The sequence below is a fragment of the Pseudomonas sp. SWRI22 genome (genome assembly GCF_014268395.2).
Taxonomy (GTDB): Bacteria; Pseudomonadota; Gammaproteobacteria; order Pseudomonadales; family Pseudomonadaceae; genus Aquipseudomonas; species Aquipseudomonas paracarnis.
On record NZ_JABWQK020000001.1, the window covers coordinates 2875771 to 2901672 of the forward strand.

At 56.7% G+C, this 25902-nt stretch carries 16 protein-coding genes, 2 tRNA genes and 4 rRNA genes; 13 read left to right on the plus strand and 9 right to left on the minus strand.

Translation table 11 applies throughout. The features are described 5' to 3' along the window. Positions 1-47 precede the first annotated feature (47 nt). Genes HU730_RS12570 through HU730_RS12580 form a run of 3 tightly spaced genes read left to right on the plus strand, consistent with a single transcriptional unit; the run spans position 48 to position 5124 of the window. The gene (locus tag HU730_RS12570) at positions 48-806 is read left to right on the plus strand and encodes a DUF3050 domain-containing protein (RefSeq protein WP_186527894.1); all 759 of its coding nucleotides are present in this window, start codon (positions 48-50) and stop codon (positions 804-806) included. Next, the gene (locus HU730_RS12575) at positions 803-1750 is read left to right on the plus strand and encodes a diiron oxygenase (protein WP_186527895.1); all 948 of its coding nucleotides are present in this window, start codon (positions 803-805) and stop codon (positions 1748-1750) included. Before HU730_RS12570 ends, HU730_RS12575 begins: the two co-directional genes overlap by 4 nt. Then, the gene (locus HU730_RS12580) at positions 1747-5124 is read left to right on the plus strand and encodes an amino acid adenylation domain-containing protein (protein WP_186527896.1); all 3378 of its coding nucleotides are present in this window, start codon (positions 1747-1749) and stop codon (positions 5122-5124) included. Before HU730_RS12575 ends, HU730_RS12580 begins: the two co-directional genes overlap by 4 nt. Before the next feature lie 63 nt (positions 5125-5187). Here the strand turns inward: HU730_RS12580 and HU730_RS12585 are convergent, their stop codons facing one another. The 9 genes from HU730_RS12585 to HU730_RS12625 all read right to left on the minus strand — a co-directional run bounded on the left by HU730_RS12585 (position 5188) and on the right by HU730_RS12625 (position 15772). Continuing rightward, positions 5188-7068: a methyl-accepting chemotaxis protein gene (locus HU730_RS12585; protein ID WP_034125396.1), complete on the minus strand. Its 1881-nt coding sequence runs from the start codon at positions 7066-7068 to the stop codon at positions 5188-5190. A gap of 274 nt (positions 7069-7342) precedes the next feature. Beyond that, positions 7343-7458, minus strand: a 5S ribosomal RNA gene (gene rrf / locus HU730_RS12590). A gap of 109 nt (positions 7459-7567) precedes the next feature. After that, a 5S ribosomal RNA gene (gene rrf, locus HU730_RS12595) occupies positions 7568-7683 on the minus strand. A gap of 151 nt (positions 7684-7834) precedes the next feature. Then, a 23S ribosomal RNA gene (locus HU730_RS12600) occupies positions 7835-10726 on the minus strand. A gap of 238 nt (positions 10727-10964) precedes the next feature. Continuing rightward, positions 10965-11040 (minus strand) — tRNA-Ala (locus HU730_RS12605). A gap of 10 nt (positions 11041-11050) precedes the next feature. Further along, positions 11051-11127, minus strand: a tRNA-Ile gene (locus HU730_RS12610). Between the two features lie 124 nt (positions 11128-11251). Continuing rightward, positions 11252-12788, minus strand: a 16S ribosomal RNA gene (locus HU730_RS12615). Together the 16S, 23S and 5S rRNA genes with 2 tRNA genes alongside form the textbook arrangement of a ribosomal RNA operon. Before the next feature lie 568 nt (positions 12789-13356). Beyond that, positions 13357-14577, minus strand: a complete 1221-nt coding sequence (locus tag HU730_RS12620; RefSeq protein ID WP_186526998.1) for a CaiB/BaiF CoA-transferase family protein — start codon at positions 14575-14577, stop codon at positions 13357-13359. A gap of 13 nt (positions 14578-14590) precedes the next feature. After that, positions 14591-15772: an acyl-CoA dehydrogenase gene (locus HU730_RS12625; protein WP_003187423.1), complete on the minus strand. Its 1182-nt coding sequence runs from the start codon at positions 15770-15772 to the stop codon at positions 14591-14593. A gap of 156 nt (positions 15773-15928) precedes the next feature. On the opposite strand from HU730_RS12625, the gene HU730_RS12630 reads away from it, so the two are divergent. The 10 genes from HU730_RS12630 to HU730_RS12675 all read left to right on the plus strand — a co-directional run bounded on the left by HU730_RS12630 (position 15929) and on the right by HU730_RS12675 (position 25814). Next, positions 15929-16828, plus strand: a complete 900-nt coding sequence (locus tag HU730_RS12630) for a LysR family transcriptional regulator (RefSeq protein ID WP_034129262.1) — start codon at positions 15929-15931, stop codon at positions 16826-16828. Positions 16829-17280: 452 nt separating this feature from the next. Beyond that, the gene (locus HU730_RS12635) at positions 17281-18402 is read left to right on the plus strand and encodes a Re/Si-specific NAD(P)(+) transhydrogenase subunit alpha (protein ID WP_034129252.1); all 1122 of its coding nucleotides are present in this window, start codon (positions 17281-17283) and stop codon (positions 18400-18402) included. Positions 18403-18417: 15 nt separating this feature from the next. Then, positions 18418-18738, plus strand: a complete 321-nt coding sequence (locus tag HU730_RS12640) for an NAD(P) transhydrogenase subunit alpha (RefSeq protein ID WP_003187417.1) — start codon at positions 18418-18420, stop codon at positions 18736-18738. Continuing rightward, positions 18738-20174 (plus strand): NAD(P)(+) transhydrogenase (Re/Si-specific) subunit beta, encoded by a 1437-nt coding sequence (locus HU730_RS12645; RefSeq protein WP_054920888.1) that lies wholly within the window; start codon positions 18738-18740, stop codon positions 20172-20174. The genes HU730_RS12640 and HU730_RS12645 overlap by 1 nt, the downstream gene beginning before the upstream one ends. A gap of 229 nt (positions 20175-20403) precedes the next feature. Continuing rightward, complete coding sequence (locus HU730_RS12650; protein WP_003187414.1) at positions 20404-21897, plus strand: acetyl-CoA hydrolase/transferase family protein; 1494 nt, start codon at positions 20404-20406, stop codon at positions 21895-21897. 318 nt (positions 21898-22215) lie between these two features. After that, positions 22216-22431: a DUF1127 domain-containing protein gene (locus HU730_RS12655; protein WP_003187413.1), complete on the plus strand. Its 216-nt coding sequence runs from the start codon at positions 22216-22218 to the stop codon at positions 22429-22431. A 330-nt stretch (positions 22432-22761) separates the two neighbouring features. Continuing rightward, entirely contained in the window at positions 22762-23082 is a 321-nt protein-coding gene (locus tag HU730_RS12660; RefSeq protein WP_034129250.1) for a DUF2388 domain-containing protein, read from the plus strand. Between the two features lie 105 nt (positions 23083-23187). Next, positions 23188-23496 (plus strand): DUF2388 domain-containing protein, encoded by a 309-nt coding sequence (locus HU730_RS12665; protein WP_034129249.1) that lies wholly within the window; start codon positions 23188-23190, stop codon positions 23494-23496. Positions 23497-23535: 39 nt separating this feature from the next. Next, entirely contained in the window at positions 23536-23856 is a 321-nt protein-coding gene (locus HU730_RS12670; RefSeq protein WP_186526999.1) for a DUF2388 domain-containing protein, read from the plus strand. After that, entirely contained in the window at positions 23853-25814 is a 1962-nt protein-coding gene (locus tag HU730_RS12675; RefSeq protein ID WP_186527000.1) for a DUF4105 domain-containing protein, read from the plus strand. Before HU730_RS12670 ends, HU730_RS12675 begins: the two co-directional genes overlap by 4 nt. Positions 25815-25902 lie beyond the last annotated feature (88 nt).

Here is a 25902-nt window from a genome sequence, read left to right on the forward strand (position 1 = left end):
TTCAACACTGCTTTTAGAGCACTCGCAACAACTCATAGGCGTCAACCATGTACCCACATTCACTCGCGCAAAAAAAACGACAACTTTTTGATCATCCGTTATTTATAGAAATAACCAGCCTCGGCAAGTTACAACACTTCATGAAACACCATGTTTTTGCTGTCTGGGATTTCATGAGCCTGACCAAACGCCTGCAACAGGACCTCACTTGCATGCAGTTGCCCTGGCTCCCCTCCACTGACCCGCACGCTGCCCGCTTGATTAATGAAATCGTGCTGGCGGAAGAGTCGGACGAGCACCCGACGCGGGGCTATTGCAGCCACTTCGAGCTGTACCTGGACGCAATGACGGAAGTGGGCGCCAGCACGATCGCAATCACTCGCTTTATCGACCTGCAGCGCCAGGGAGTGGAGGTAAGCGCAGCCTTGCAGATGATCGATGCGCCCCAGGGCGTGGTCCGCTTCGTCGACAGCACCTTACAAATTGCCCTGAGCGCTCCGACCCACTGTGTGGCGGCGGCGTTCCTGCATGGCCGAGAGTGTGTGATTCCGTCAATGTTCGAAAGGCTTTTGCATAGCCATGCTTTCATAGGTCGGCAGGCCCCTACGCTATGTCACTACCTCAGCCGCCATATCGAAATAGACAGCGATGATCACGAGCCCGCGGCGCAACAGTTGCTACAGCGCCTGGTCGACGCAGACCCCAGCCGTCAGCAACAGGCCGATAACGCCGCCCTGGGCGCCGTGCAGAGTCGTATTACCCTCTGGGACGACGTACTGGCCTCGATGCAAGAGGTACGTCCGTGAACGCCGCTCATTACCAATCCTTTGCCGACGACTGGGAGCGTCGCGCAACCATCCGCACACGCCCCCGGCGGATGTTGGAAGACGACGACAAACTCATCTTCCCCCTGTGCCGTCAGCCTCTGGTGCTGAGTGCAACCTTTCTCAAGCACTGCCCGCAATGGCGCGACTTCGTGCTGGTGCAAAGCTTCTATAAATTCATCAATGACGTGGTGATTTTCGAAACAGAGATCGTCGACAAAACCGCGCGCAGCATCGCTAAAAATCGCTTCTCCCTGCCCTTCCCGCTCGCCTGCCGCTACGATGCGATGACGGTCGTTGTCGACGAGGATTACCACGCGCTGGTCGCGCTGGATTTCCTGCAGCAAGCCGTGGAGATGACCGGAATCCAACCGCTCGATCTACCCGGGCAAATTGAATTGGGCCGCGCGCTGCCGGCAGCCCAGGCACAGGTACCGGCATACTTGCACGATGCCGTAGAGTTGATCGGCGTCGCCATCGCTGAGAACACCGTCACCCATGACGTCGCAGCGTTTTCCAAAGATGGCAGCGTCAAATCCTCTGTCCGCGGCCTGATGGCCGATCATCTGTTTGATGAAGGGCGGCATGCGCGGTTCTGGACACAGTTGGTGCACCTCTACTGGCAATCGGCAAGCTCTGAAGATCGCGACCACATTGCTCAAGCCCTGCCCGTGTTCCTGACGCACTACCTGACCAACGACCTACAGAAAGACTTCGATCTGCAACTGATCGAACACTTGGCTATCAGTGCCGATACGCGCCGGACACTGCGCGACGAAATCCAGGCGCTGGACTTTCCCATCACCCCCCAACATCCGCTGCTGGCCAATATCATGGGCCTACTGCACCACAGCGGCGTACTGCAAACCCCCAGCGTGGCACGAGCCCTGCGCGACTACCTGCCCGTATCGAGGAGGTTGGCATGAGGCGCTTGCAGATCGAGTGGCGTGGTACCGGTAACGCTCTGGCGGCGCTCAGGCAGGAGCTGGAGCAATATGGGCATGTGGCAGGAACGGGGTCTGTGGATCTGGTTATTGAAGACGGGAGTCAGCCGCTGCCGCCCTCGCCCGCCAGTGCGCCATGGTTAAGCTTGCGCGTGGGTATCGGCCCGCTCTGCGAACACGGGCTGCCCTCATTACAGTTACGCTGCTACGACCGGGAGCGGAGCCTGCTGACGGTGCACGACGTTGCCCAGGAACCCAGCGGCAATGGGCAGCGGTTGCGTCAGCAGGCAACGAATGCAGTGGTGGAGTGGGCTGCTTTGTTGGTCTGCGGTTTTTCAAGAGACCCCGCTTATTTCTCGGCAACGGCCGCTGCTAACGCCTGGCCTGAACAGGGCCTGCAAGCGCTGGATGCCTTGGCTTTCATGCACCGGTTCAACCACACGGCGGACCCTGCCTTACTGCACGCGGCCCGAACGCCCATGATCGAACGGCTGCAGGCCAGCCTCAATACCTTCGCGCATCGAACAGCGCTGAACATCGCCGGTCATGCGCTGACTTATCGGCAGCTCCAGCAACAAGCCATGGCTATTCAACAACGCCTGCTTCCCTTGCTGGAGGATGCCGAGGCTCCACAAGTGGTCGGCGTATGCCTGGAGAAATCTGCCGAGTTGTACGCCAGCATTCTCGCGGTGCTTGGCTGTGGCGCCGTGTATTTGCCGCTGGTGCCTGACCACCCGGAGCAACGCCAGCACTGCATGCTGACCAGCCTCAAGGCCTGTGTGCTGCTGGAGAATGGCCAGCACCCATTGCGAGAGCGTTTCGTTTCACTTGATGTGAGCCAGGTGGCCGCGCACAGCGCCGACATGACGCAACCGCTGATGCACCGTCACCCCCGTGCCGACGAGCCGTGCGTAGCACTGTTCACCTCGGGTACGACGGGCAAGCCCAAGGGGGTACTGCTGAGCCAATACAACCTGGCGCATTTCACGGCCTGGCTCGTCAGTTGCGTGGCGTTGGATCAACACAGTCGCGTCCTGCAATTCTCGCCACTGGGCTTCGATTCTTCACTGATCGATATTTTCCCTGCATTGATCGCCGGCGCCGAGTTGATTGTGCCCAGCCCAGACCAACGTCACGACCCTCAGCAACTGGTAGAGCTGATTCGCAAGCAACGCGTCACTCATGGGTTTGTGCCACCGGCACTGCTCAGCATCCTGCCGCTGGATCAGCCGTTGGGCATGACTCATTTACTGACCGGAGGTGATTTCTGCGAGCCCTGCGTGATCGAACAACTGGCCAGTCAATGCCAGTTGCATAACCTCTATGGGCCGACCGAGGCCACTGTGTTGGCGACCCATCGGATATTCCAACGAGGTGACAGCCATCGCAATATCGGCCTCCCCATCGCTAACAGCCAGGTACTGATTCTCGACGAGAACCTGCAGCCCGTGGATGAACAGGTAATGGGCGACTTGTACATTGTCGGTCCCGGAGTAAGCCTGGGTTATTCGAATACACTCTCGCGGGCCGACAATCCGTTCGTGACGCTGACACTGCCAAATGGCCAAGTGCTACAGGCTTATCGCAGCGGCGACTTGGCAAAATGGACGCAAGAGGGCATCGAACTGGGCGGCCGCAGGGATGAGCAAGTCAAGATCCGCGGGTTTCGAGTTCAGCCTCAGGATATTGAACAGTGCTTGCGCGATAGTCGCTTGTTTCGCCAAGTGGCAGTGGTGATCGATACGGCACACAGAGTCATCGGCTTTGCGGCCCAGCCGGAATCTGGCGCTACGCTGGCAAGCCTGAAGGAACATGCTCTGCAGTGGTTGCCCGTGCATATGCAGCCCAGCGCTTGGAGCGAACTGGCATGCATGCCCCATTCGAATAACGGCAAGATCGATCGCAAGGCCTTGCTGGCCATGCCAATACCCATACCCATCGGGATGGATCGCTGTCGCATACAAGACCCTTTGCAGGCACAACTGGCTGACGTGTGGGGTGAGCTGCTGGGATTACCCGCAGGCGAACTCTCGATTGATGAGAGTTTTTTCAACCTCGGTGGCCACTCCATTCTGTTGTCGACCCTGTTGCTACGCCTGCGCGAGCAGTTTGGCCGCAGCTTCTGCCTGAGCCCCTTTTTTGAGACGCCGACCATCCGCACATTGGCCGCACTCATGGATGGCAGTGCGCTGCCGGATACACCAGCCGACCAGATGGAACAAGATGCGACGCGAGCACTGGAGGTCGAGGTGCTGCCCGAGACCCTTGCGGGAGACTCGCGCAAAGCCATCGTCACCGGCGCGAACAGCTTTGTCGGGGTTCATATTGTCCAGGCACTGCTGGCTGGCGGGGCGCAGGACGTGGCGTGCCTGGTGCGCGAGTTGCCCGGCCATTCGGCAGCGGCAAGGTTCGCCCAGGCATTGCGCGAATACCGCTTGGAACATCTGGACCTGAGCCGAGTACAGGTATACGCCGCCGATATTCGTAAACCTCGCCTGGGCTTGGCCGACGACGTGTACGAGCACCTCGCCCGTCATTACGGCGTGTTGGTGCATAACGCCGCGCAGGTCAATCATGTGATGGATTACGCCTCACTCGCCAAGGACAACGTCGAGCCGGTGCTGGAATGCCTGCGTCTTTGCGAGACCCATTGCAAGAAGGTCCTCAATTTCATCTCGACGCTGTCAGCCTGCAGCAGCGTGGACGTCGACGGGTCCGTGCTTGAAGCGCCTGCCCGACGCGCACTGCCGCTCTATGTGAAAAATGGCTACAACCTCTCCAAGTGGGTAGCCGAGCGGCTATTAGGACGGGCAGTCGAGCAAGGGGCCTGGGTCAATATTCATCGGCCGGGAAATATCAGCTTCAACAGCCAGAACGGCGTTTGCCAGCCACAGAAAAACCGCTTGATGTTGATGCTCAAGGGGTCTCTGCAATTAGGGATGGTCCCGCGACTGGACGCCAATTTCGATCTGATGCCGGTGGACTTCCTGGCGCGTTTCATCGCCTACCACAGCGTGCGCTTTGACCCTGGGCGAAACGTGTTCAACCTGCACAACCCGCTGCCCTTGAGTTGGGACCAGTACCTCGACGCCTTCAGCGAGGCTGGGCACGCTTTTGACCGAGTAAGCATTGAACACTGGCAACGGGCGCTGCGCAAAGTGAGCCGCAATAACGCGTTGTTCGGAGTGCTGGGCTTTTACCTGGACGGACTGGGCGAGGACATCGGTGACACGTCGATGATCCGTTACGACAATGCCCGGTGGGGCGTGGAAAAAATGGGCATGTGCTATCCACCCAAGAGCCAGGCGCTGTTACGCAAAGGCTGCGACTATCTGCGCGCTATCAGCTTCCTCTGAATAGCACCCTGGACGTGAGACCAAGCGATCGGAGCGAGAGGCCTCGCTCCGATGCGGTCAGGATCAGATCTTGAAGCTATCGACCAATTGCTTCAGTCGGCTGGCCTGCTGGGACAGCGCATCGCAGTCCTTGAGCGTCTCGTTGAGGTTGGCCACACCCTGCTGGTTCAGCAAGTTGATCTGGTTGATATCGACATTGAGGGTTTCAACCACTGCAGTCTGCTCTTCAGTGGCGGCCGCGACGGATTGGTTCATCCCATCGATCTCAACGATACGTTGCGTCACGCTGACCAGACGCTCACCTGCCTGGTTGGCGACTTCGACGCTTTCTTCGCTGGAAGCCTGGCTGGCGTTCATGGTGGTCACGGCTTCGCGCGAACCCACTTGCAGCGAAGTGATCATCTTGTGGATTTCTTCTGCCGACTCCTGGGTACGGTGCGCCAAATTACGCACTTCATCCGCCACGACGGCAAAACCACGCCCTGCTTCGCCCGCACGGGCCGCTTCGATCGCCGCGTTTAGGGCGAGCAAGTTGGTTTGCTGGGAAATGCCTTTGATCACATCCAGGATGTGTCCGATGTTATCGGTACTGGCATTAAGGGTTTCGATCTGAGTGCAGGACAGGCTGATCTTTTGCGAAAGCTCCGACATCGCCTGAATGGTTTGCTCCACCACTTTACGACCATCGTCAGCTTGTTCGCTGGCACCACTGGCATGCTGGGACGCGTCAGCAGCGTTGCGCGCGATTTCCTGGGTGGCGGCCCCTAGCTCGTTGATGGCTGCGGCCACGCTGTTGGTACGCGCGCTCTGCTCGTCAGAACCGATGATCGACGCATTGGATGAAGCCATCACACGCTGGGACAAATCGTGCACCTGGCGCGTTGCCGAAGACACCTCGGAAATCGACGCGTGAATTCGCTCGACGAACTGGTTGAATGCGCTGCCGACCTCGCCGAACTCGTCTTTGCTGGTCACGTCGAGACGTCGGGTCAAATCACCTTCGCCTTGGGCAATGTCCTGCATGGCCACGCCCATGGTGGTCAACGGGCGCAACAGTACTTGAATCAACAGGCTCAGGAGCACCGCAATAGCCACAACGGCAATCAACATCGCAATCAAGGCCGAAGTACGGAATTTGCCCAGCGGGGCATAGGCTTTTTCTTTGTCGATCGAAAGGCCGATGTACCAGTCAGCGCCAGGCAAGCCGCTGATAGGCGTGAAGGAAAGGATGCGATCCTGACCGTTGAGGACAACGTCCTGATTGAGCTTCTCAATGCGCACGTTGGTGCCGGGATAGATGTCCTTGAGATTCTTCATCACCTGGTCCTGGTCCGGACTGACGATGACCTGGCCATCACCGCTGACCAGGAACGCATGGCCGATACCACCGAAATCTACCGAGTTGATGATCTTCACCAGTGTCTGCAGGCTCAGGTCACCACCGACAACACCCAACAACTCGCCATTCTTTTTCACCGGCATGGCAATTGTCACGATCTGACCGCCCACAGCCGCCATATAAGGCGGAGTAAGCATGGTTTTGTCCGCCACTACTGCTTGCTTGTACCAAGGGCGCTGACGGGGGTCGTAGTCGTCAGGCATCTTCGCGTCAGGGCGCTGTGTGAATACCCCATTGGTTTGACCTACATAGGTGAACTGGAAATTGGTGGTGAATGCTGGCTGATCGACCAAACCTGGGAGGTCGGCGGCGCTGCCCTGGTGGGCAACGTTCTGCGCCAGGTTCTCGAGGACCAGGATGCGACCACTGAGCCAGTTCTGCACACTGCTGGCGGTAAGCTCGCCGGATTGCTGGATGGACGACGTAAGGTTTTGCCTGATGGTGCTGCGCTGCAGGTAGTCGTTGTAGAGGGTAAATAACGCGAAGGCTAAAACCACGACGCCTGACGCGGCCAACAGAATTTTATGACTGAACTTGAGATTCATTTCATCGACTTCTTTTGCCAAAGGGGGGTGAGCGTGCCGAGTGGAACATTCCATGTAACGGGATAGGCGGACTCTGCGGTCGCTCTATTTCGGTGCACGCATGGCTCGTCAGGCTTTCGGCCAAACTTCGACAAATCTTAGGAATTTGTGAGAAGCATCTTCTTTTAACGTAGGAAACCGACAGGCGGTAGCCGTAAGGCAGATTTGCTGCGGTGGGCCGCCCTAAACGACAAAACCCCTGTCTGCGTTAGCAGACAGGGGTTTCGGAATTCAATCTTGACGATGACCTACTCTCACATGGGGAAACCCCACACTACCATCGGCGATGCATCGTTTCACTGCTGAGTTCGGGATGGGATCAGGTGGTTCCAATGCTCTATGGTCGTCAAGAAATTCTGTGTACCAGACCGTTGCGTTGGCAACGTGCCGGTGAAATTCATGAGCTTCTACATAAACAAAACCCCTGTCTGCGTTAGCAGACAGGGGTTTTGGAATTTAATCTTGACGATGACCTACTCTCACATGGGGAAACCCCACACTACCATCGGCGATGCATCGTTTCACTGCTGAGTTCGGGATGGGATCAGGTGGTTCCAATGCTCTATGGTCGTCAAGAAATTCGGGTACTGAGTCGTGGCCAGCTGGCCTCGCTTCAGCAAATTGGGTATGTGATAGATCGTGGTATTTTGTGAGCGTCGAACTTTCGGTTCATTGCGTCTTCACACACCGCAATCTGGCCTTTCGACTCAAATTGCTTGGGTGTTATATGGTCAAGCCTCACGGGCAATTAGTATTGGTTAGCTCAACGCCTCACAGCGCTTACACACCCAACCTATCAACGTCGTAGTCTTCGACGGCCCTTCAGGGAACTCAAGGTTCCAGTGAGATCTCATCTTGAGGCTAGTTTCCCGCTTAGATGCTTTCAGCGGTTATCTATTCCGAACATAGCTACCCGGCAATGCCACTGGCGTGACAACCGGAACACCAGAGGTTCGTCCACTCCGGTCCTCTCGTACTAGGAGCAGCCCCTCTCAAATCTCAAACGTCCACGGCAGATAGGGACCGAACTGTCTCACGACGTTCTAAACCCAGCTCGCGTACCACTTTAAATGGCGAACAGCCATACCCTTGGGACCGGCTTCAGCCCCAGGATGTGATGAGCCGACATCGAGGTGCCAAACACCGCCGTCGATATGAACTCTTGGGCGGTATCAGCCTGTTATCCCCGGAGTACCTTTTATCCGTTGAGCGATGGCCCTTCCATACAGAACCACCGGATCACTAAGACCTACTTTCGTACCTGCTCGACGTGTCTGTCTCGCAGTCAAGCGCGCTTTTGCCTTTATACTCTACGACCGATTTCCGACCGGTCTGAGCGCACCTTCGTACTCCTCCGTTACTCTTTAGGAGGAGACCGCCCCAGTCAAACTACCCACCATACACTGTCCTCGATCCGGATAACGGACCTGAGTTAGAACCTCAAAGTTGCCAGGGTGGTATTTCAAGGATGGCTCCACGCAGACTGGCGTCCACGCTTCAAAGCCTCCCACCTATCCTACACAAGCAAATTCAAAGTCCAGTGCAAAGCTATAGTAAAGGTTCACGGGGTCTTTCCGTCTAGCCGCGGATACACTGCATCTTCACAGCGATTTCAATTTCACTGAGTCTCGGGTGGAGACAGCGCCGCCATCGTTACGCCATTCGTGCAGGTCGGAACTTACCCGACAAGGAATTTCGCTACCTTAGGACCGTTATAGTTACGGCCGCCGTTTACCGGGGCTTCGATCAAGAGCTTCGCGTTAGCTAACCCCATCAATTAACCTTCCGGCACCGGGCAGGCGTCACACCCTATACGTCCACTTTCGTGTTTGCAGAGTGCTGTGTTTTTAATAAACAGTCGCAGCGGCCTGGTATCTTCGACCGGCATGAGCTTACGGAGCAAGTCCTTCACCCTCACCGGCGCACCTTCTCCCGAAGTTACGGTGCCATTTTGCCTAGTTCCTTCACCCGAGTTCTCTCAAGCGCCTTGGTATTCTCTACCCAACCACCTGTGTCGGTTTGGGGTACGGTTCCTGGTTACCTGAAGCTTAGAAGCTTTTCTTGGAAGCATGGCATCAACCACTTCGTTACCTAAAAGGTAACTCGTCATCAGCTCTCGGCCTTAGAATCCCGGATTTACCTAAGATTCCAGCCTACCACCTTAAACTTGGACAACCAACGCCAAGCTGGCCTAGCCTTCTCCGTCCCTCCATCGCAATAACCAGAAGTACAGGAATATTAACCTGTTTTCCATCGACTACGCTTTTCAGCCTCGCCTTAGGGACCGACTAACCCTGCGTCGATTAACGTTGCGCAGGAAACCTTGGTCTTTCGGCGTGGGTGTTTTTCACACCCATTATCGTTACTCATGTCAGCATTCGCACTTCTGATACCTCCAGCAAGCTTCTCAACTCACCTTCACAGGCTTACAGAACGCTCCTCTACCGCATCACTTACGTGATACCCGTAGCTTCGGTGTATGGTTTGAGCCCCGTTACATCTTCCGCGCAGGCCGACTCGACTAGTGAGCTATTACGCTTTCTTTAAAGGGTGGCTGCTTCTAAGCCAACCTCCTAGCTGTCTAAGCCTTCCCACATCGTTTCCCACTTAACCATAACTTTGGGACCTTAGCTGACGGTCTGGGTTGTTTCCCTTTTCACGACGGACGTTAGCACCCGCCGTGTGTCTCCCATGCTCGGCACTTGTAGGTATTCGGAGTTTGCATCGGTTTGGTAAGTCGGGATGACCCCCTAGCCGAAACAGTGCTCTACCCCCTACAGTGATACATGAGGCGCTACCTAAATAGCTTTCGAGGAGAACCAGCTATCTCCGAGCTTGATTAGCCTTTCACTCCGATCCACAGGTCATCCGCTAACTTTTCAACGGTAGTCGGTTCGGTCCTCCAGTTAGTGTTACCCAACCTTCAACCTGCCCATGGATAGATCGCCCGGTTTCGGGTCTATTCCCAGCGACTAGACGCCCTATTAAGACTCGCTTTCGCTACGCCTCCCCTATTCGGTTAAGCTCGCCACTGAAAATAAGTCGCTGACCCATTATACAAAAGGTACGCAGTCACCCAACAAAGTGGGCTCCCACTGCTTGTACGCATACGGTTTCAGGATCTATTTCACTCCCCTCTCCGGGGTTCTTTTCGCCTTTCCCTCACGGTACTAGTTCACTATCGGTCAGTCAGTAGTATTTAGCCTTGGAGGATGGTCCCCCCATATTCAGACAAAGTTTCTCGTGCTCCGTCCTACTCGATTTCATGACTAAGAGATTTTCGCGTACAGGGCTATCACCCACTATGGCCGCACTTTCCAGAGCGTTCCGCTAATCTCAAAGCCACTTAAGGGCTAGTCCCCGTTCGCTCGCCACTACTAAGGGAATCTCGGTTGATTTCTTTTCCTCAGGGTACTTAGATGTTTCAGTTCCCCTGGTTCGCCTCTTGCACCTATGTATTCAGTACAAGATAACCATCTTATGATGGCTGGGTTCCCCCATTCAGACATCTCCGGATCAAAGTCTGTTTGCCGACTCCCCGAAGCTTTTCGCAGGCTACCACGTCTTTCATCGCCTCTGACTGCCAAGGCATCCACCGTATGCGCTTCTTCACTTGACCATATAACCCCAAGCAATCTGGTTATACTGTGAAGACGACATTCGCCGAAAATTCGAATTTCTCAATTAAGAGAACTCACAAATTTTACCTTAGCCTGATCCGTTACCAGTGAAAGTAACGTTCAGTCTATCTTTCTATCACATACCCAAATTTTTAAAGAACGATCTAATCAAAGACTAGAAATCAATATTCACTTCAGAATATTCATTTCTAAACTCTAACAAGTAGAAGCAGTTAATGGTGGAGCCAAACGGGATCGAACCGTTGACCTCCTGCGTGCAAGGCAGGCGCTCTCCCAGCTGAGCTATGGCCCCATAACAAAATTGGTGGGTCTGGGCAGATTCGAACTGCCGACCTCACCCTTATCAGGGGTGCGCTCTAACCAACTGAGCTACAGACCCAATTTCGAGCGCGTAACTGATTAGCTAAGAGCTATCAGCTTGGAGCTTAAAGCTGCTTCTATCGTCTTCTTCAATGAATCAAGCAATTCGTGTGGGAACTTATGGAGCAGCTGATGTCGTCGATTAAGGAGGTGATCCAGCCGCAGGTTCCCCTACGGCTACCTTGTTACGACTTCACCCCAGTCATGAATCACACCGTGGTAACCGTCCTCCCGAAGGTTAGACTAGCTACTTCTGGTGCAACCCACTCCCATGGTGTGACGGGCGGTGTGTACAAGGCCCGGGAACGTATTCACCGCGACATTCTGATTCGCGATTACTAGCGATTCCGACTTCACGCAGTCGAGTTGCAGACTGCGATCCGGACTACGATCGGTTTTATGGGATTAGCTCCACCTCGCGGCTTGGCAACCCTCTGTACCGACCATTGTAGCACGTGTGTAGCCCAGGCCGTAAGGGCCATGATGACTTGACGTCATCCCCACCTTCCTCCGGTTTGTCACCGGCAGTCTCCTTAGAGTGCCCACCATTACGTGCTGGTAACTAAGGACAAGGGTTGCGCTCGTTACGGGACTTAACCCAACATCTCACGACACGAGCTGACGACAGCCATGCAGCACCTGTCTCAATGTTCCCGAAGGCACCAATCTATCTCTAGAAAGTTCATTGGATGTCAAGGCCTGGTAAGGTTCTTCGCGTTGCTTCGAATTAAACCACATGCTCCACCGCTTGTGCGGGCCCCCGTCAATTCATTTGAGTTTTAACCTTGCGGCCGTACTCCCCAGGCGGTCAACTTAATGCGTTAGCTGCGCCACTAAAAGCTCAAGGCTTCCAACGGCTAGTTGACATCGTTTACGGCGTGGACTACCAGGGTATCTAATCCTGTTTGCTCCCCACGCTTTCGCACCTCAGTGTCAGTATTAGTCCAGGTGGTCGCCTTCGCCACTGGTGTTCCTTCCTATATCTACGCATTTCACCGCTACACAGGAAATTCCACCACCCTCTACCATACTCTAGTCAGTCAGTTTTGAATGCAGTTCCCAGGTTGAGCCCGGGGATTTCACATCCAACTTAACAAACCACCTACGCGCGCTTTACGCCCAGTAATTCCGATTAACGCTTGCACCCTCTGTATTACCGCGGCTGCTGGCACAGAGTTAGCCGGTGCTTATTCTGTCGGTAACGTCAAAATTGCAGAGTATTAATCTACAACCCTTCCTCCCAACTTAAAGTGCTTTACAATCCGAAGACCTTCTTCACACACGCGGCATGGCTGGATCAGGCTTTCGCCCATTGTCCAATATTCCCCACTGCTGCCTCCCGTAGGAGTCTGGACCGTGTCTCAGTTCCAGTGTGACTGATCATCCTCTCAGACCAGTTACGGATCGTCGCCTTGGTGAGCCATTACCCCACCAACTAGCTAATCCGACCTAGGCTCATCTGATAGCGCAAGGCCCGAAGGTCCCCTGCTTTCTCCCGTAGGACGTATGCGGTATTAGCGTCCGTTTCCGAACGTTATCCCCCACTACCAGGCAGATTCCTAGGCATTACTCACCCGTCCGCCGCTCTCAAGAGAAGCAAGCTTCTCTCTACCGCTCGACTTGCATGTGTTAGGCCTGCCGCCAGCGTTCAATCTGAGCCATGATCAAACTCTTCAGTTCAAACATCTTTGGGTTTTTAAGAAACCCTAAACTTGGCTCAGCAATCGTTGGTTACATCTTTGATTTCTCGCGGAGTAACTTGTGATGCTGATAATCTTGTTGACTATCAGTCTGACTCCACAAGCACCCACACGAATTGCTTGATTCAGTTGTTAAAGAGCGGTTGGTTAAGATCTTTCGTCTCAACCGAGGCGCGCATTCTACAGCAGCCTCATTTGCTGTCAAGTGGTTATTTTCAGAAGTTTTCGAAGATTTCTTCAACAACTTCAACCACTTGCGCTTGCGATCTCTCGTAAGCGGGAGGCGAATTCTACAGCGTTACACGCTGCTGTCAACACCTCTTTTTCAACTTCCTTTCGGCTTCGATGAACTGAAGCAACTTGCTGCCGAAAACTGCATAACTCATTGTTTACCAAAGAGTTTTCCGTTTCGACTGCGCCGGAAGTGGGGCGAATTATAGACAGATATAATTCGCCGTCAACTCTTAATTTTGCTTTTCTATCAATAAGTTAGCTTCGGTTAAAAAACAACCAACTCCCCCACTGCGCCTCTATATAGAAGGGAAAACTCAAATAACACCCGCCTCCTTCAACGCAGCCACATGAGCAGCTCCCAGCCCCAGAACTCCCTGCAGCACCTCAAGCGTATGCTCCCCCAATAGAGGAGGCGCACTCCGATACTCCACAGGCGTCTTGGATAAGCGTATCGGGCTCGCAACCTGAGGCACCATCCCCGCCAATGCATGAGGCAACTCCACCGCCAAGCCACGCGCCTTGACCTGAGGATCGGAAAACACCTGCGCCAGATCATTAATCGGCCCACACGGCACGCCCACTCGCTCCAGCTGCGACACCCACTCAGCGGTAGTCTTGAAGACCGTCGCCTGGCGAATCAAGGGAATCAGCTCCGCGCGATTAGCCACCCGTGCGCGATTGGTGGCGAAACGCACGTCATCCGCCCATTGTGGTTGCCCAGCGACTTCAGCGAATTTACGGAACTGCCCGTCATTGCCTACGGTGAGAATGAAATCTCCATCGGCAGTGGGGAAATCCTGATAGGGCACAATATTAGGGTGAGCGTTGCCCAGGCGCTTCGGCGGCGTCCCGGTGGTCAGGTAATTCATCGCCTGATTCGCCAGGCAAGCCACCTGCACATCCAGCAAAGCCATGTCGATGTGCTGCCCACCACCATCGTGATCGCGATGAGCTAGCGCAGCCAAAATCGCCACGGTCGAATAGAGCCCGGTCAAGATATCGGTCAAGGCTACGCCAACCTTTACCGGCCCGGCGCCTTCATCCCCTTCAGACCGCCCCGTCAGGCTCATGAGCCCACCCAAACCCTGGATCATGAAGTCGTAACCGGCGCGCATCGCATAGGGGCCCGTCTGGCCAAACCCCGTGATGGAGCAGTAAATCAGCTCCGGGTTAACCTCTTTGAGGGACTCGTAGTCCAGCCCATACGCCGCAAGGCCACCCACCTTGAAGTTTTCGATCAGGATGTCCGACTTGGCAGCCAGGTCGCGTACCAGTTTCTGGCCTTCAGGTCGCGTAAAGTCGATGGTCACCGACTCTTTATTACGGTTGGCCGACAGGTAGTACGCCGCCTCACTGGTGTTCTCGCCATCCGCATCCTTAAGGAAGGGAGGGCCCCAAGCGCGCGTGTCATCGCCGCTGCCCGGCCTTTCGACTTTGATCACCTCGGCCCCAAGGTCTGCAAGAATCTGCCCGGACCAAGGGCCCGCGAGTACTCTCGACAAATCCAGCACTCGCAGATGCGAAAGCGCGCCCATGCCCATGCTCCCATTAATAGAACGCTTGAAGACCGGTTTGCGCGCGCCCCAGGATCAAGGCATGCACGTCATGGGTCCCTTCATAGGTATTGACCACTTCCAGGTTGACCAGGTGGCGTGCCACCCCGAACTCGTCAGAGATGCCGTTACCGCCCAGCATGTCCCGGGCCATGCGCGCGATGTCCAATGACTTGCCACACGAGTTACGCTTCATGATCGAAGTGATCTCCACCGCCGCCGTACCCTCATCCTTCATCCGCCCCAGGCGCAGGCAACCTTGCAGGGCCAAGGTAATCTCGGTCTGCATGTCTGCCAGCTTCTTCTGGATCAGCTGAGTGGCAGCCAATGGGCGACCAAACTGCTGGCGATCGAGTGTGTACTGGCGCGCGGTATGCCAGCAGAACTCAGCAGCCCCCAGCGCACCCCAGGAGATCCCGTACCGTGCCGAGTTAAGGCAGGTAAACGGCCCTTTCAAACCACGTACATCCGGGAAGATATTTTCTTCCGGCACAAATACGTTATCCATGACGATTTCACCGGTAATGGAAGCCCGCAACCCCACCTTGCCGTGGATAGCCGGAGCGCTCAGACCTTTCCAGCCTTTTTCCAGGACAAAGCCACGGATATCTCCCGCATCGTCTTTACCCCACACCACAAACACATCCGCAATCGGACTGTTGGTGATCCACATCTTCGCGCCGGTCAGGCTGTAGCCGCCATCCACTTTGCGTGCACGGGTAATCATCGCGCCCGGATCGGAACCATGGTTGGGCTCGGTCAGCCCAAAGCAACCGATCCATTCACCAGAGGCCAGTTTGGGCAAATACTTCTGTTTTTGCGCCTCGGTACCAAACTCATTGATCGGCACCATGACCAGGGAAGACTGCACACTCATCATCGAGCGATAGCCGGAGTCGACACGCTCGACCTCACGAGCAATCAAACCGTAGCTGACGTAGTTCAACCCGCTGCCGCCGTATTGCTCGGGGATCATTGCCCCCAGCAAACCGGTTTCGCCCATCTCACGGAAAATAGCGGGGTCTGTCTTTTCATGGCGGAAGGCTTCGAGCACACGAGGAGCCAGCTTGTCCTGCGCAAATTGCTCGGCGCTGTCACGCACCATGCGCTCTTCTTCGGTGAGCTGTTGATCCAGCAGCAGTGGATCGATCCAGTTGAAGCTTGCCTTGCCAGCCATGAATAAGTCCTCGCGAAAAAATCAGAAGTCGTGGATCCAGACTAGGCGCGGTCTGCGCAGAGGGCAAACGAGGTTTTTGCATAGGCTTGTGCTAATTTCTCACTTCGTAACACTCAAAAAGCCCATAAATGCGCTTTATCTGTGAGGGCAATGTACATGCGCCGGAAAATCCCCAGTACCACCGCACTCATCAGCTTTGAGGCAGCAGCCCGCCATGAGAGCTTCACCAAGGCAGCAATGGAGCTTTCCATCACCCAAGGCGCGATTTGCCGACAGATCGCCAGCCTGGAGGAGTTTTTGAGTGTCGAGCTGTTTCGCCGCTCACGCCGCGGCGTGAAGCTGACGGAGGCGGGGCTGTCTTATAGCCGTAGGGTTGCAACACAGCTGGACGCCGTGGAGCGCGACACCTTGTCGGTAATGGGCCAGCAAGGCGCCAATGTGATCGAACTGGCGGTGGTGCCCACCTTCGGCACGCAGTGGCTGATCCCACGCCTGAAGGACTTTCAACATCAGCACCCGGAAGTCACGGTGAACCTGACGAACCGCACACGCCCCTTCCTGTTCGCCGATACCGAGTTCGATGCGGCGATCTACTTCGGAGATGCCGATTGGTCGGGTACGCAATCCCACAGGCTGATGGGCGAAAACCCAGTACCGGTCTGCAGCCCGCGCTTACTCGGCGACCGCACGCACTTCACCCCTCAACAGATCGCCGAGCTGCCACTGCTGCAGCAGACCACACGCCCCTACGCCTGGCGCCAATGGTTCAACGCCCAACAACTGAGCATCCCTCGCGACATGACAGGCCCTCGATACGAGCTATTCTCGATGCTGTCTCAAGCGGCCATACATGACATGGGCATCGCACTGATCCCTCCTTTCCTCATCCAGCAGGAGCTGAAGGAGCAACAATTGGTAATCGCCAGCACTGAAGCACTGACCAGCGAAAAGGCTTATTACCTGATGATTCCTGACAGAAAGGTCGAATCTGCCTCTCTGCATGCATTCAGGGACTGGCTGGTCGACCAGTCAAGACGCTACAACCCAAGTAAATGAAGGACAAAGCGCAATTACTGACTTTGTAGTCAAATAAATTAAGAGCCTACAGATGTACGTATATGTCGCATTTAAACAGACTGTACTTGTCAGCCAAAAATAAGGCTAAAAGCCATGTATTTCATGGCTCGTAGCGACTCTTACCGGTCAATGCACGACTATTCACACTGGCAATGGAAAAACGGACCGAAAACGCCTGAACGCCTTTAAAGACCTGTATTTAAAGAGGTTATTTCAGCCTGTTGCGACAATCAGTCACAGGGTGACTTGTAGTTAATTTTTCGTCACCCGTCATAATCCCTTGATGGCCGTAAAGTTCGCCTGCAAAATGCCGCGCCCCGCTGTCATTTCAGCGGGATCGTGCTGATCGGCCGCCCCAGTTGCACCACTCGCGGTGCACTGGCCTTTTTACAAAAAGATCAAAAGCAAAAAGATCATGCAGGAGATTTGACGTGCACATTGGTGTTCCTCTCGAAACCCAGACCGGTGAAACGCGGGTGGCTGCCACCCCGGAAACCATCAAGAAGCTGATCGGCCAGGGCCATAAGGTCACTGTACAAAGCGGCGCAGGCATCAATGCCAGCATCGTCGACAGTGCCTATGAAACGGCAGGCGCCACCATTGGCAGCGCCAACGACGCATTTGGCGCCGAGCTGATTCTCAAAGTGGTTGCCCCCAGCGACAGCGAACTTGCGCTGATCAAAAGTGGCACCGTATTGGTGGGCATGCTCAATCCGTTCAGCAACGAAACCATCGCCAAGCTCGCCGAGCGCGGCATCACCGCCTTCGCCCTGGAAGCCGCGCCGCGCACTTCACGCGCTCAAAGCCTTGATGTGCTGTCTTCGCAAGCCAACATCGCCGGTTACAAGGCCGTGTTGCTGGCCGCTCACCACTACCCGCGCTTCATGCCGATGCTGATGACTGCTGCCGGCACTGTAAAAGCCGCACGCGTACTGATCCTTGGCGCCGGCGTGGCGGGCCTGCAAGCCATCGCCACGGCCAAGCGCCTGGGCGCGGTGATCGAAGCGTCCGACGTACGCCCGGCGGTTAAGGAGCAGATCGAATCCCTGGGCGCCAAGTTTGTCGACGTTCCCTACGAAACCGATGAAGAGCGTGAATGCGCCGTCGGTGTCGGGGGCTACGCACGCCCGATGCCCACCAGTTGGATGCAGCGCCAGGCCCTGGCCGTGCACGAACGCGCCAAACAGGCCGATATCGTCATCACCACCGCCCTGATCCCGGGCCGCAAGGCTCCGACCCTGCTCAGCGCCGATACCGTAGCGCAGATGAAACCCGGCTCGGTGGTCATTGACCTCGCTGCAGCCCAAGGTGGCAACTGCCCGCTGACAGTGGCCGACCAGGTCGTGGTGGAAAACGGCGTGATCATCTGCGGCCCGACCAACCTGGCGGGCGCTGTCGCCGCCGATGCGTCGGCCTTGTATGCGCGCAACCTGCTGGACTTCCTGAAGCTGGTCTTCACCAAGGAAGGGCAGTTTGAAATCAACCTCGAAGACGACATCGTCGCCGCGTGCCTGATGTGCCGCGACGGCCAAGTCATCCGCAAAAACGCCTAAGCAGGGATTCAGACGATGGAAGAGCTTATCTCCCCCGGTATCTACAACCTGATCATCTTTGTGCTGGCGATTTATGTCGGTTATCACGTGGTCTGGAACGTAACACCCGCATTGCACACGCCGCTGATGGCCGTGACCAACGCCATTTCCGCGATTGTCATCGTCGGCGCCATGCTGGCTGCCGCGCTGACCGTCACCCCGTTGGGCAAGACTATGGGCACACTGGCCGTGGCCCTGGCGGCGGTAAATGTCTTCGGTGGCTTCCTGGTCACCCGCAGAATGCTTGAAATGTTCAAGAAGAAAGCCCCGAAAGTAAAAGAAGAGGCGCCCAAGTAATGAGCATGAATCTCGTGACGACGCTCTACCTGATCGCGTCGATCTGTTTCATCCAGGCCCTCAAAGGCCTCTCGCACCCGACCACTTCGCGGCGCGGCAACCTGTTCGGCATGCTCGGCATGGCGCTGGCGGTACTCACTACCGTCGGCCTCATCTATAAGCTGGGGGCTGAACTGGCGACTGCCGGTATCGGCTACGTCATCGTTGGCCTATTGGTTGGCGGTACCGCCGGCTCGATCATGGCCAAGCGTGTTGAAATGACCAAGATGCCCGAGCTGGTCGCCTTCATGCACAGCATGATCGGCCTGGCAGCGGTGTTCATCGCCATTGCCGCCGTGGTCGAGCCGCAGTCCCTGGGCATCGTCAAGCACTTGGGCGATTCGATACCGGCCGGTAACCGCCTGGAACTGTTCCTCGGTGCCGCTATCGGTGCAATCACCTTCTCCGGCTCGGTGATCGCATTCGGCAAGCTGTCGGGCAAGTACAAGTTCCGCCTGTTCCAAGGCGCACCGGTACAGTTCGGCGGCCAACACAAACTGAACCTGGTGCTCGGCCTCGCAACCCTGGGCCTGGGCTTGGCGTTCATGTTCACCGGCAACCTCACTGCGTTCGCGCTGATGCTGGCCTTGGCCTTCGTGCTGGGTGTGCTGATCATCATCCCGATTGGCGGCGCCGACATGCCCGTGGTGGTGTCGATGCTCAACAGCTACTCCGGCTGGGCAGCGGCGGGCATCGGTTTCTCGCTGAACAACTCGATGCTGATCATCGCCGGTTCCCTGGTGGGCTCCAGCGGCGCGATCCTGTCGTACATCATGTGCAAAGCGATGAACCGCTCCTTCTTTAATGTGCTGTTGGGCGGTTTCGGCAATGCGCCGGATGCTGGCGCTGCGACGGGCTCCAAAGAAGCACGCCCGGTGAAGTCCGGCTCCGCTGATGACGCCACCTTCCTGCTGACCAACGCGGACACCGTGATTATCGTCCCAGGCTACGGCCTTGCGGTCGCGCGGGCACAACACGCGCTCAAGGAGCTGACTGAGAAGCTGACCCACCACGGCGTCACCGTAAAGTACGCGATCCACCCGGTGGCGGGCCGTATGCCAGGGCACATGAACGTATTGCTGGCCGAGGCCGAAGTGCCTTACGACCAGGTGTTCGAGATGGAAGACATCAACTCCGAGTTCGGCCAGGCCGACGTGGTGCTGGTATTGGGCGCCAACGACGTGGTCAACCCGGCCGCCAAGAACGACCCGAACTCACCCATCGCCGGCATGCCGATCCTCGAGGCGTTCAAGGCCAAGACCATCATCGTCAACAAGCGCTCGATGGCCAGCGGCTATGCGGGCCTGGATAACGAGTTGTTCTACCTGGACAAGACCATGATGGTGTTCGGTGATGCCAAGAAGGTCATCGAAGACATGGTCAAAGCCGTCGAATAACACTGCGCCAGCGCAATACCCGAAACCCTGGCCTCACGTAGGCTGGGGTTTTTTTATGGTTCCCCCGTTCTGCGTGGAAACGGGGTGTTCCGCGTCCCGCTTTGCACACACATGAAACCCGACCAAAGGCTCTAAATCGCGACCTGGCATTCGACCATGGTAGCGGGCCGAAACTTTTTGAAATCACTACACTGCCCACCTTGCTTTCCGTAGCCAGAGATAACAATTCATGTACCGTGATCGTATCCGCTTGCCTTCGTTGTTGAACAAGGTCATGAGCGCGGCAGACGCCGCTGCACTGATCGAGGACGGCATGACCGTCGGCATGAGCGGCTTCACCCGTGCCGGTGAAGCCAAGGCCGTCCCCCACGCCCTGGCCGAACGCGCCAAGACTTCGCCGCTCAAAATTACCCTGATGACCGGCGCCAGCCTGGGCAATGACCTGGACAAGCAGTTGACCGAAGCCGGCGTACTGTCACGACGCATGCCCTTTCAAGTCGACAGCACCCTGCGCAAGGCGATCAATGCCGGCGAGGTGATGTTTATCGACCAGCACCTGTCGGAAACCGTCGAGCAACTGCGCAACAATCAGCTCAAATTGCCAGACATCGCCGTGATCGAAGCCGTCGCGATCACTGAGCAGGGGCATATCGTGCCCACCACTTCCGTAGGCAACTCGGCCAGCTTCGCGATTTTTGCCAAACAGGTGATCGTCGAGATCAACCTGGCGCACAACCCGAACCTGGAAGGGCTGCACGACATCTACATCCCGACCTACCGGCCGACGCGCACGCCAATCCCGCTGGTGAAAGTCGACGACCGTATTGGCAGCACCGCGATTCCGATCCCGCCCGAGAAGATCGTCGCCATCGTCATCACCAACCAGGCGGACTCCGCCTCTACGGTAACGCCGCCTGACAGCGACACCCAAGGCATCGCCAATCACCTGATCAACTTCCTCAAGCAAGAAGTCGATGCCGGGCGCATGACCAACAAACTCGGCCCGCTGCAAGCCGGCATCGGCAATATTGCCAACGCAGTGATGTGCGGATTGATCGAGTCGCCGTTCGAAGACCTGACCATGTACTCGGAAGTGTTGCAGGATTCGACCTTTGACCTGATCGACGCCGGCAAGCTGAGCTTTGCCTCCGGCAGTTCGATTACCTTGTCGGAGCGGCGTAATGCCGATGTGTTCGGCAACCTGGAGCACTACAAAGACAAATTGGTGCTGCGCCCGCAGGAAATTTCCAACCACCCTGAAGTGGTACGCCGCCTGGGCATCATCGGCATCAATACCGCGCTGGAGTTCGATATCTACGGCAACGTCAACTCCACCCATGTCTGCGGCACGCGGATGATGAACGGCATCGGTGGCTCCGGGGATTTCGCCCGCAATGCGCACCTGGCGATCTTCGTTACCAAGTCCATTGCCAAAGGCGGCGCGATTTCCAGCGTGGTACCGATGGTCAGCCATGTGGACCACACCGAACATGACGTGGACATTCTCGTCACCGAAGTAGGCCTTGCCGATCTGCGGGGCCTGGCGCCACGGGAGCGCGCCCGGGTCATCATCGATAACTGCGTGCATCCTGCCTATCGCGATGCGCTCAACACTTACTTCGATGCGGCCTGCGCCATCGGCGGGCATACGCCGCACATCCTGCGCGAAGCACTGAGTTGGCACATCAATCTGGAAGAAACCGGGCACATGCTCAAGGCTTGATGAGTACAGATCCGGGCTGATGCAAAGACAGTTTGATCAGCTCGGTGAACCCACACACACTTATGAAAAAAACTGTACTGCTGTACCGGTCATTTCCTACCGAAATATCCCACACCCATGCTCAAAAATAGCAATTTCGCACCCTTTAAGTGCGCACAGGTACAGTTGCCCCAATTTCGTACCGTACAGCCTCGTTAAACAGTTAACTGGCCTCTCACAATACAGGTGAACTGTATCTAGAGAGTCTTGCCTCGGAAGAGGATCATTGGCATCAGTTAAACCACTACCTAATCCCGCCACAAGCGGAAGGATGTCATCATGGAACGTACACTCAGTTCCGAACTGTTCTTCGAAGAAAAAGCTGTAAACACCCAGGCTTCCCTGCCTTTGCGCGTTCTCGCCAACCTGATGTTGTGGCAGCGCCGCATCTCCAGCCGCCACCAACTGGCTCGCCTGGATTCGCGTCTGCTGGCTGACGCCGGTATCAGCGAAGCTCAACGCTACGAAGAGCTGAGCAAGCCGTTCTGGCGCTAAGTGGCGCCCGCTGGCCCTGACCTCACGGGTCCACTGCCAGCACCCTGATTTGTCAAAGCAAAGCCCGCCCCGGGTAACCGGAGGCGGGCTTTGTTGTATCTGCGACAGCGCATTGGAATGGCTCAATCCAAACCTACAGATACAGTTTAAAATTAGAAGAATATGACAGGTACAGTTTAATTGCAGGCTTCCGAATAGCCCGGTACACGCCTAATATCCACTCACCACGTGGCGAACCCTGTAGAGCGTGCGTCTGATGCTCGACAGTCCCAGTCCGTTTCATTGTGGCCGTTTCGCGCCACCTTATTATTCGTCTACAGGAGTTACCCCATGACCCGTCTTCGCCTGCTGTGCACTGCCGCTGTGCTGACCCTGGCTGCCAATGCCAACGCGAGCAGCCTGATCATGACGACCGACTCGATCGTCGGCGCTCTGAAGGCAACCTCCGATGCCACGTCTGATGCCACTTCATCCCTGCGCGACAACAAGGTCGTACAAGCCGCCCGAGATGACGCCGCCAGCTTTGTCGCCAGCGAAGGCGCCATCCGTGGCGTGAAACTGGAAAGCGCCCTGGCCCAGATCCGTCAACAAGCGCCGCAATTGAATACCGCTACCGATGCACAGCTGGCACAGGCCATCCTGGCTATCTGATCCACGGCAACCAGACGGGGCGCCCGCCGCTCCCGTCTGGCTCGGTGCTGGCTCTCGCCCGGCCGTTGCGCTAGCCTTGGCGCTCGCTTTCAGTTGTCGAGTCCCATGGCTTTTTCATACCGTTTATTGATTGTTCCTGTACTGTTTTGCGCCTGCTGGTCACCCCTGGCTTCAGCGTTGGATGTGTCCACCCAGAGCACTGTTGTCAGCGGGTATGCCACCAGCAAAGTGACCTCTGCGCCGTTCGACAATAAGTTGGTCATGGCCGCTCGGGATGATGCTGCCGCTTTCATTGCCACTGACGGCCAATGGCGGGGCGCACGCCTGGAGTCCGCGCTGGACTATCTACGCCGTACCCAGCCAAAACTTCATGCAAGCGACCTTGAACTGGCGCAGGCAATTCTCGTCCAATAATCATCGTTGTATTTCTATCTTTGTCATTGGAGTCACCCCATGCGTAGCCCGCTGATCGTCGCCGCCCTCGGCCTGCTGTTTTTGGCCGATGTCGCCCAGGCGCAAACCTTGAAGGCCACCAGCAACATCGTCGTGCGCGCCTCGGCGCGCACCATTGACTTCACCTCGGACACCACCACCTCCATCCGCGACTCCAAGATCGTGCGCGAAGCCCACGATGACGCCGCCAGTTTCGTCGCCACCAATGGCGAGATCCGTGGCGCCCAGCTGGAAGCCGCGTTCGATACCCTTCGCACCCGCGTGCCAGAAGCCCGTAATGCCAGCGACCAGACCCTCGCCGAAGCTATCCTCGCTCTGTGAGGCGTCTCAAAACCTGGCTCCTGGCCGGGGCCGTGCTGCTGTGTGCAAGTACAGCCCAGGCCGGCCTGCAACTGCGGCTCAAGACCGAAGGCTTGAGCCCGGCCGAACAGCAGGCCAGCCAGGCATTGCTGGATGAAGCGCTGCGCTCCTTGCCGCCGCGCTTTGTCGAGCAATTGGACCGACGTATTGATGTCGGCTGGACCGACAAGATGCCTGACAACGCCTACGGCCAGGCGTCCCTGGTGTCCGAGTTGGACCTCAACCAGAACCTGCTCGCCAGCCTGACTGACGGCAGCGCCGCCACCCAGAAAACCAATCGCCCCCACGGTACTGTGCGCCGGGAAATGCTCGCCACCGTGCTGCATGAACTGACCCACATCTATGACCGTGCGCGCCTGTGGTCCCAGGACGAGCGCACGCTGATCCAGCGCTGCAGCCGTCAGAACAACATCACCGGCTTGATCGGCTTGCCCGACCAGTGCCGTGGCCAGAACGACCGCCGCTTTACCCTCAGTGACGACCCGCGCCTGCTGGACCTCGCCGGCTGGCCACAATATGTCGGTCGCCGCGGCGAGCGTGAGCAGCACAACCATCAGGTGGTACGCAGCCCGGACATCTACGAAACCACCAGCCCGCTGGAATTCGTAGCAGTCAACATGGAGTACTTCCTCCTGGACCCCAGCTACGCCTGTCGCCGCCCCGCGCTGTTCCGTTATTACAAGGATCACTTCGGCTGGGCACCGCCCGGACAGGACACCTGCGCCAGCACCTATGCCTTCCTGAACGCGGGCAACGATTTCGCCAAGACGCCCTTGGGCCAGATCGATCCGGAACGCGTGTATGAAATCGACTATCTGCTTGCCGAAGCCAACCAGAACCTGGTGAGCCGTTGGGGCCATAGCATGTTGCGCCTGGTGATTTGCGCTCCAGGCCGCCCGCGTGGCCCGGATTGCCGGCTGGATCTGGACCGGCATCTGGTGCTGTCTTACCGTGCCTTCGTCGGTGACGTCCAGCTGTCGAGCTGGGATGGCCTGGTGGGCAAATACCCGTCGCGGCTGTTCGTACTGCCGCTGGCCCAGGTCATTGATGAGTACACCAAAACCGAACTGCGTGGCCTGGCGTCGGTGCCGCTGAAGCTCAGCCGCCAGGAAATCAACGACACCGTCGAACATGCGGCTGAGATGCACTGGAGCTATGACGGCAACTACTTCTTTATCTCCAACAACTGTGCGGTCGAAAGCCTGAAACTGTTGCGCAGCGGCAGCGCCAACCCGCAATTGACTGGCCTGGACAACATCACCCCCAACGGTTTGCTGGAAGTGCTCAGCGCCCGCGGCATGGCCGATACCAGCGTATTGAATGACAAGCGCGAGGCACTGCGGCTGGGGTATCACTTCGACTCGTTCCGCGAGCGCTACCAGGCCATGTTCGATGTGCTGCGCAAGCAACTGCCGATCAAGCAGACCCAGGTCGAAGACTGGTTGTCCCTGGATGCGCAAGCGCGTCGCCAATGGTTCAGCCAGGCCGACCTGCGTACCAGCGCCGCGCTGTTGCTGCTGGAGCAGGCCAGCTATCGCAAACAACTGATGCTCGCCCAGGATGAGGTCAAACAACGCTATCTCAATGCCCGCGAGCTGAAATACGGCGGCATGGAGAAAGCCAACAACACGCTGCAGCAAATTCTCGCCAACAGCGGCTTCCTGAGTCGCCCGGCCGAGTTGCTGGACAGTGGAGGTTATGGCCTGCCGCAACCCTCAGAAGCCAAACGCCTGGAATCGGAGAGCGCCGAACGCCAGAAGCAGTTGCAGTCGTTGACCGGCGAGCTGGATAAAGAGGTGAGGGCGCTGCTCGATCCATCCCGCGCCGCCGAGATTGCCGCCTGTGAAGCCAACCTCAAACAAGTAGGTGAACACCTACGAGCGCTGCATAAAGCCGCCGGTGGCCTCGAACTGCCCTGAACACCACTGTGTAAGCTGGCTTGCCCTTGTAGGAGCGAGCTTGCTCGCGAAAAACTAACAGGCGCCGCGTTTCTATAGGAAGCGCGCG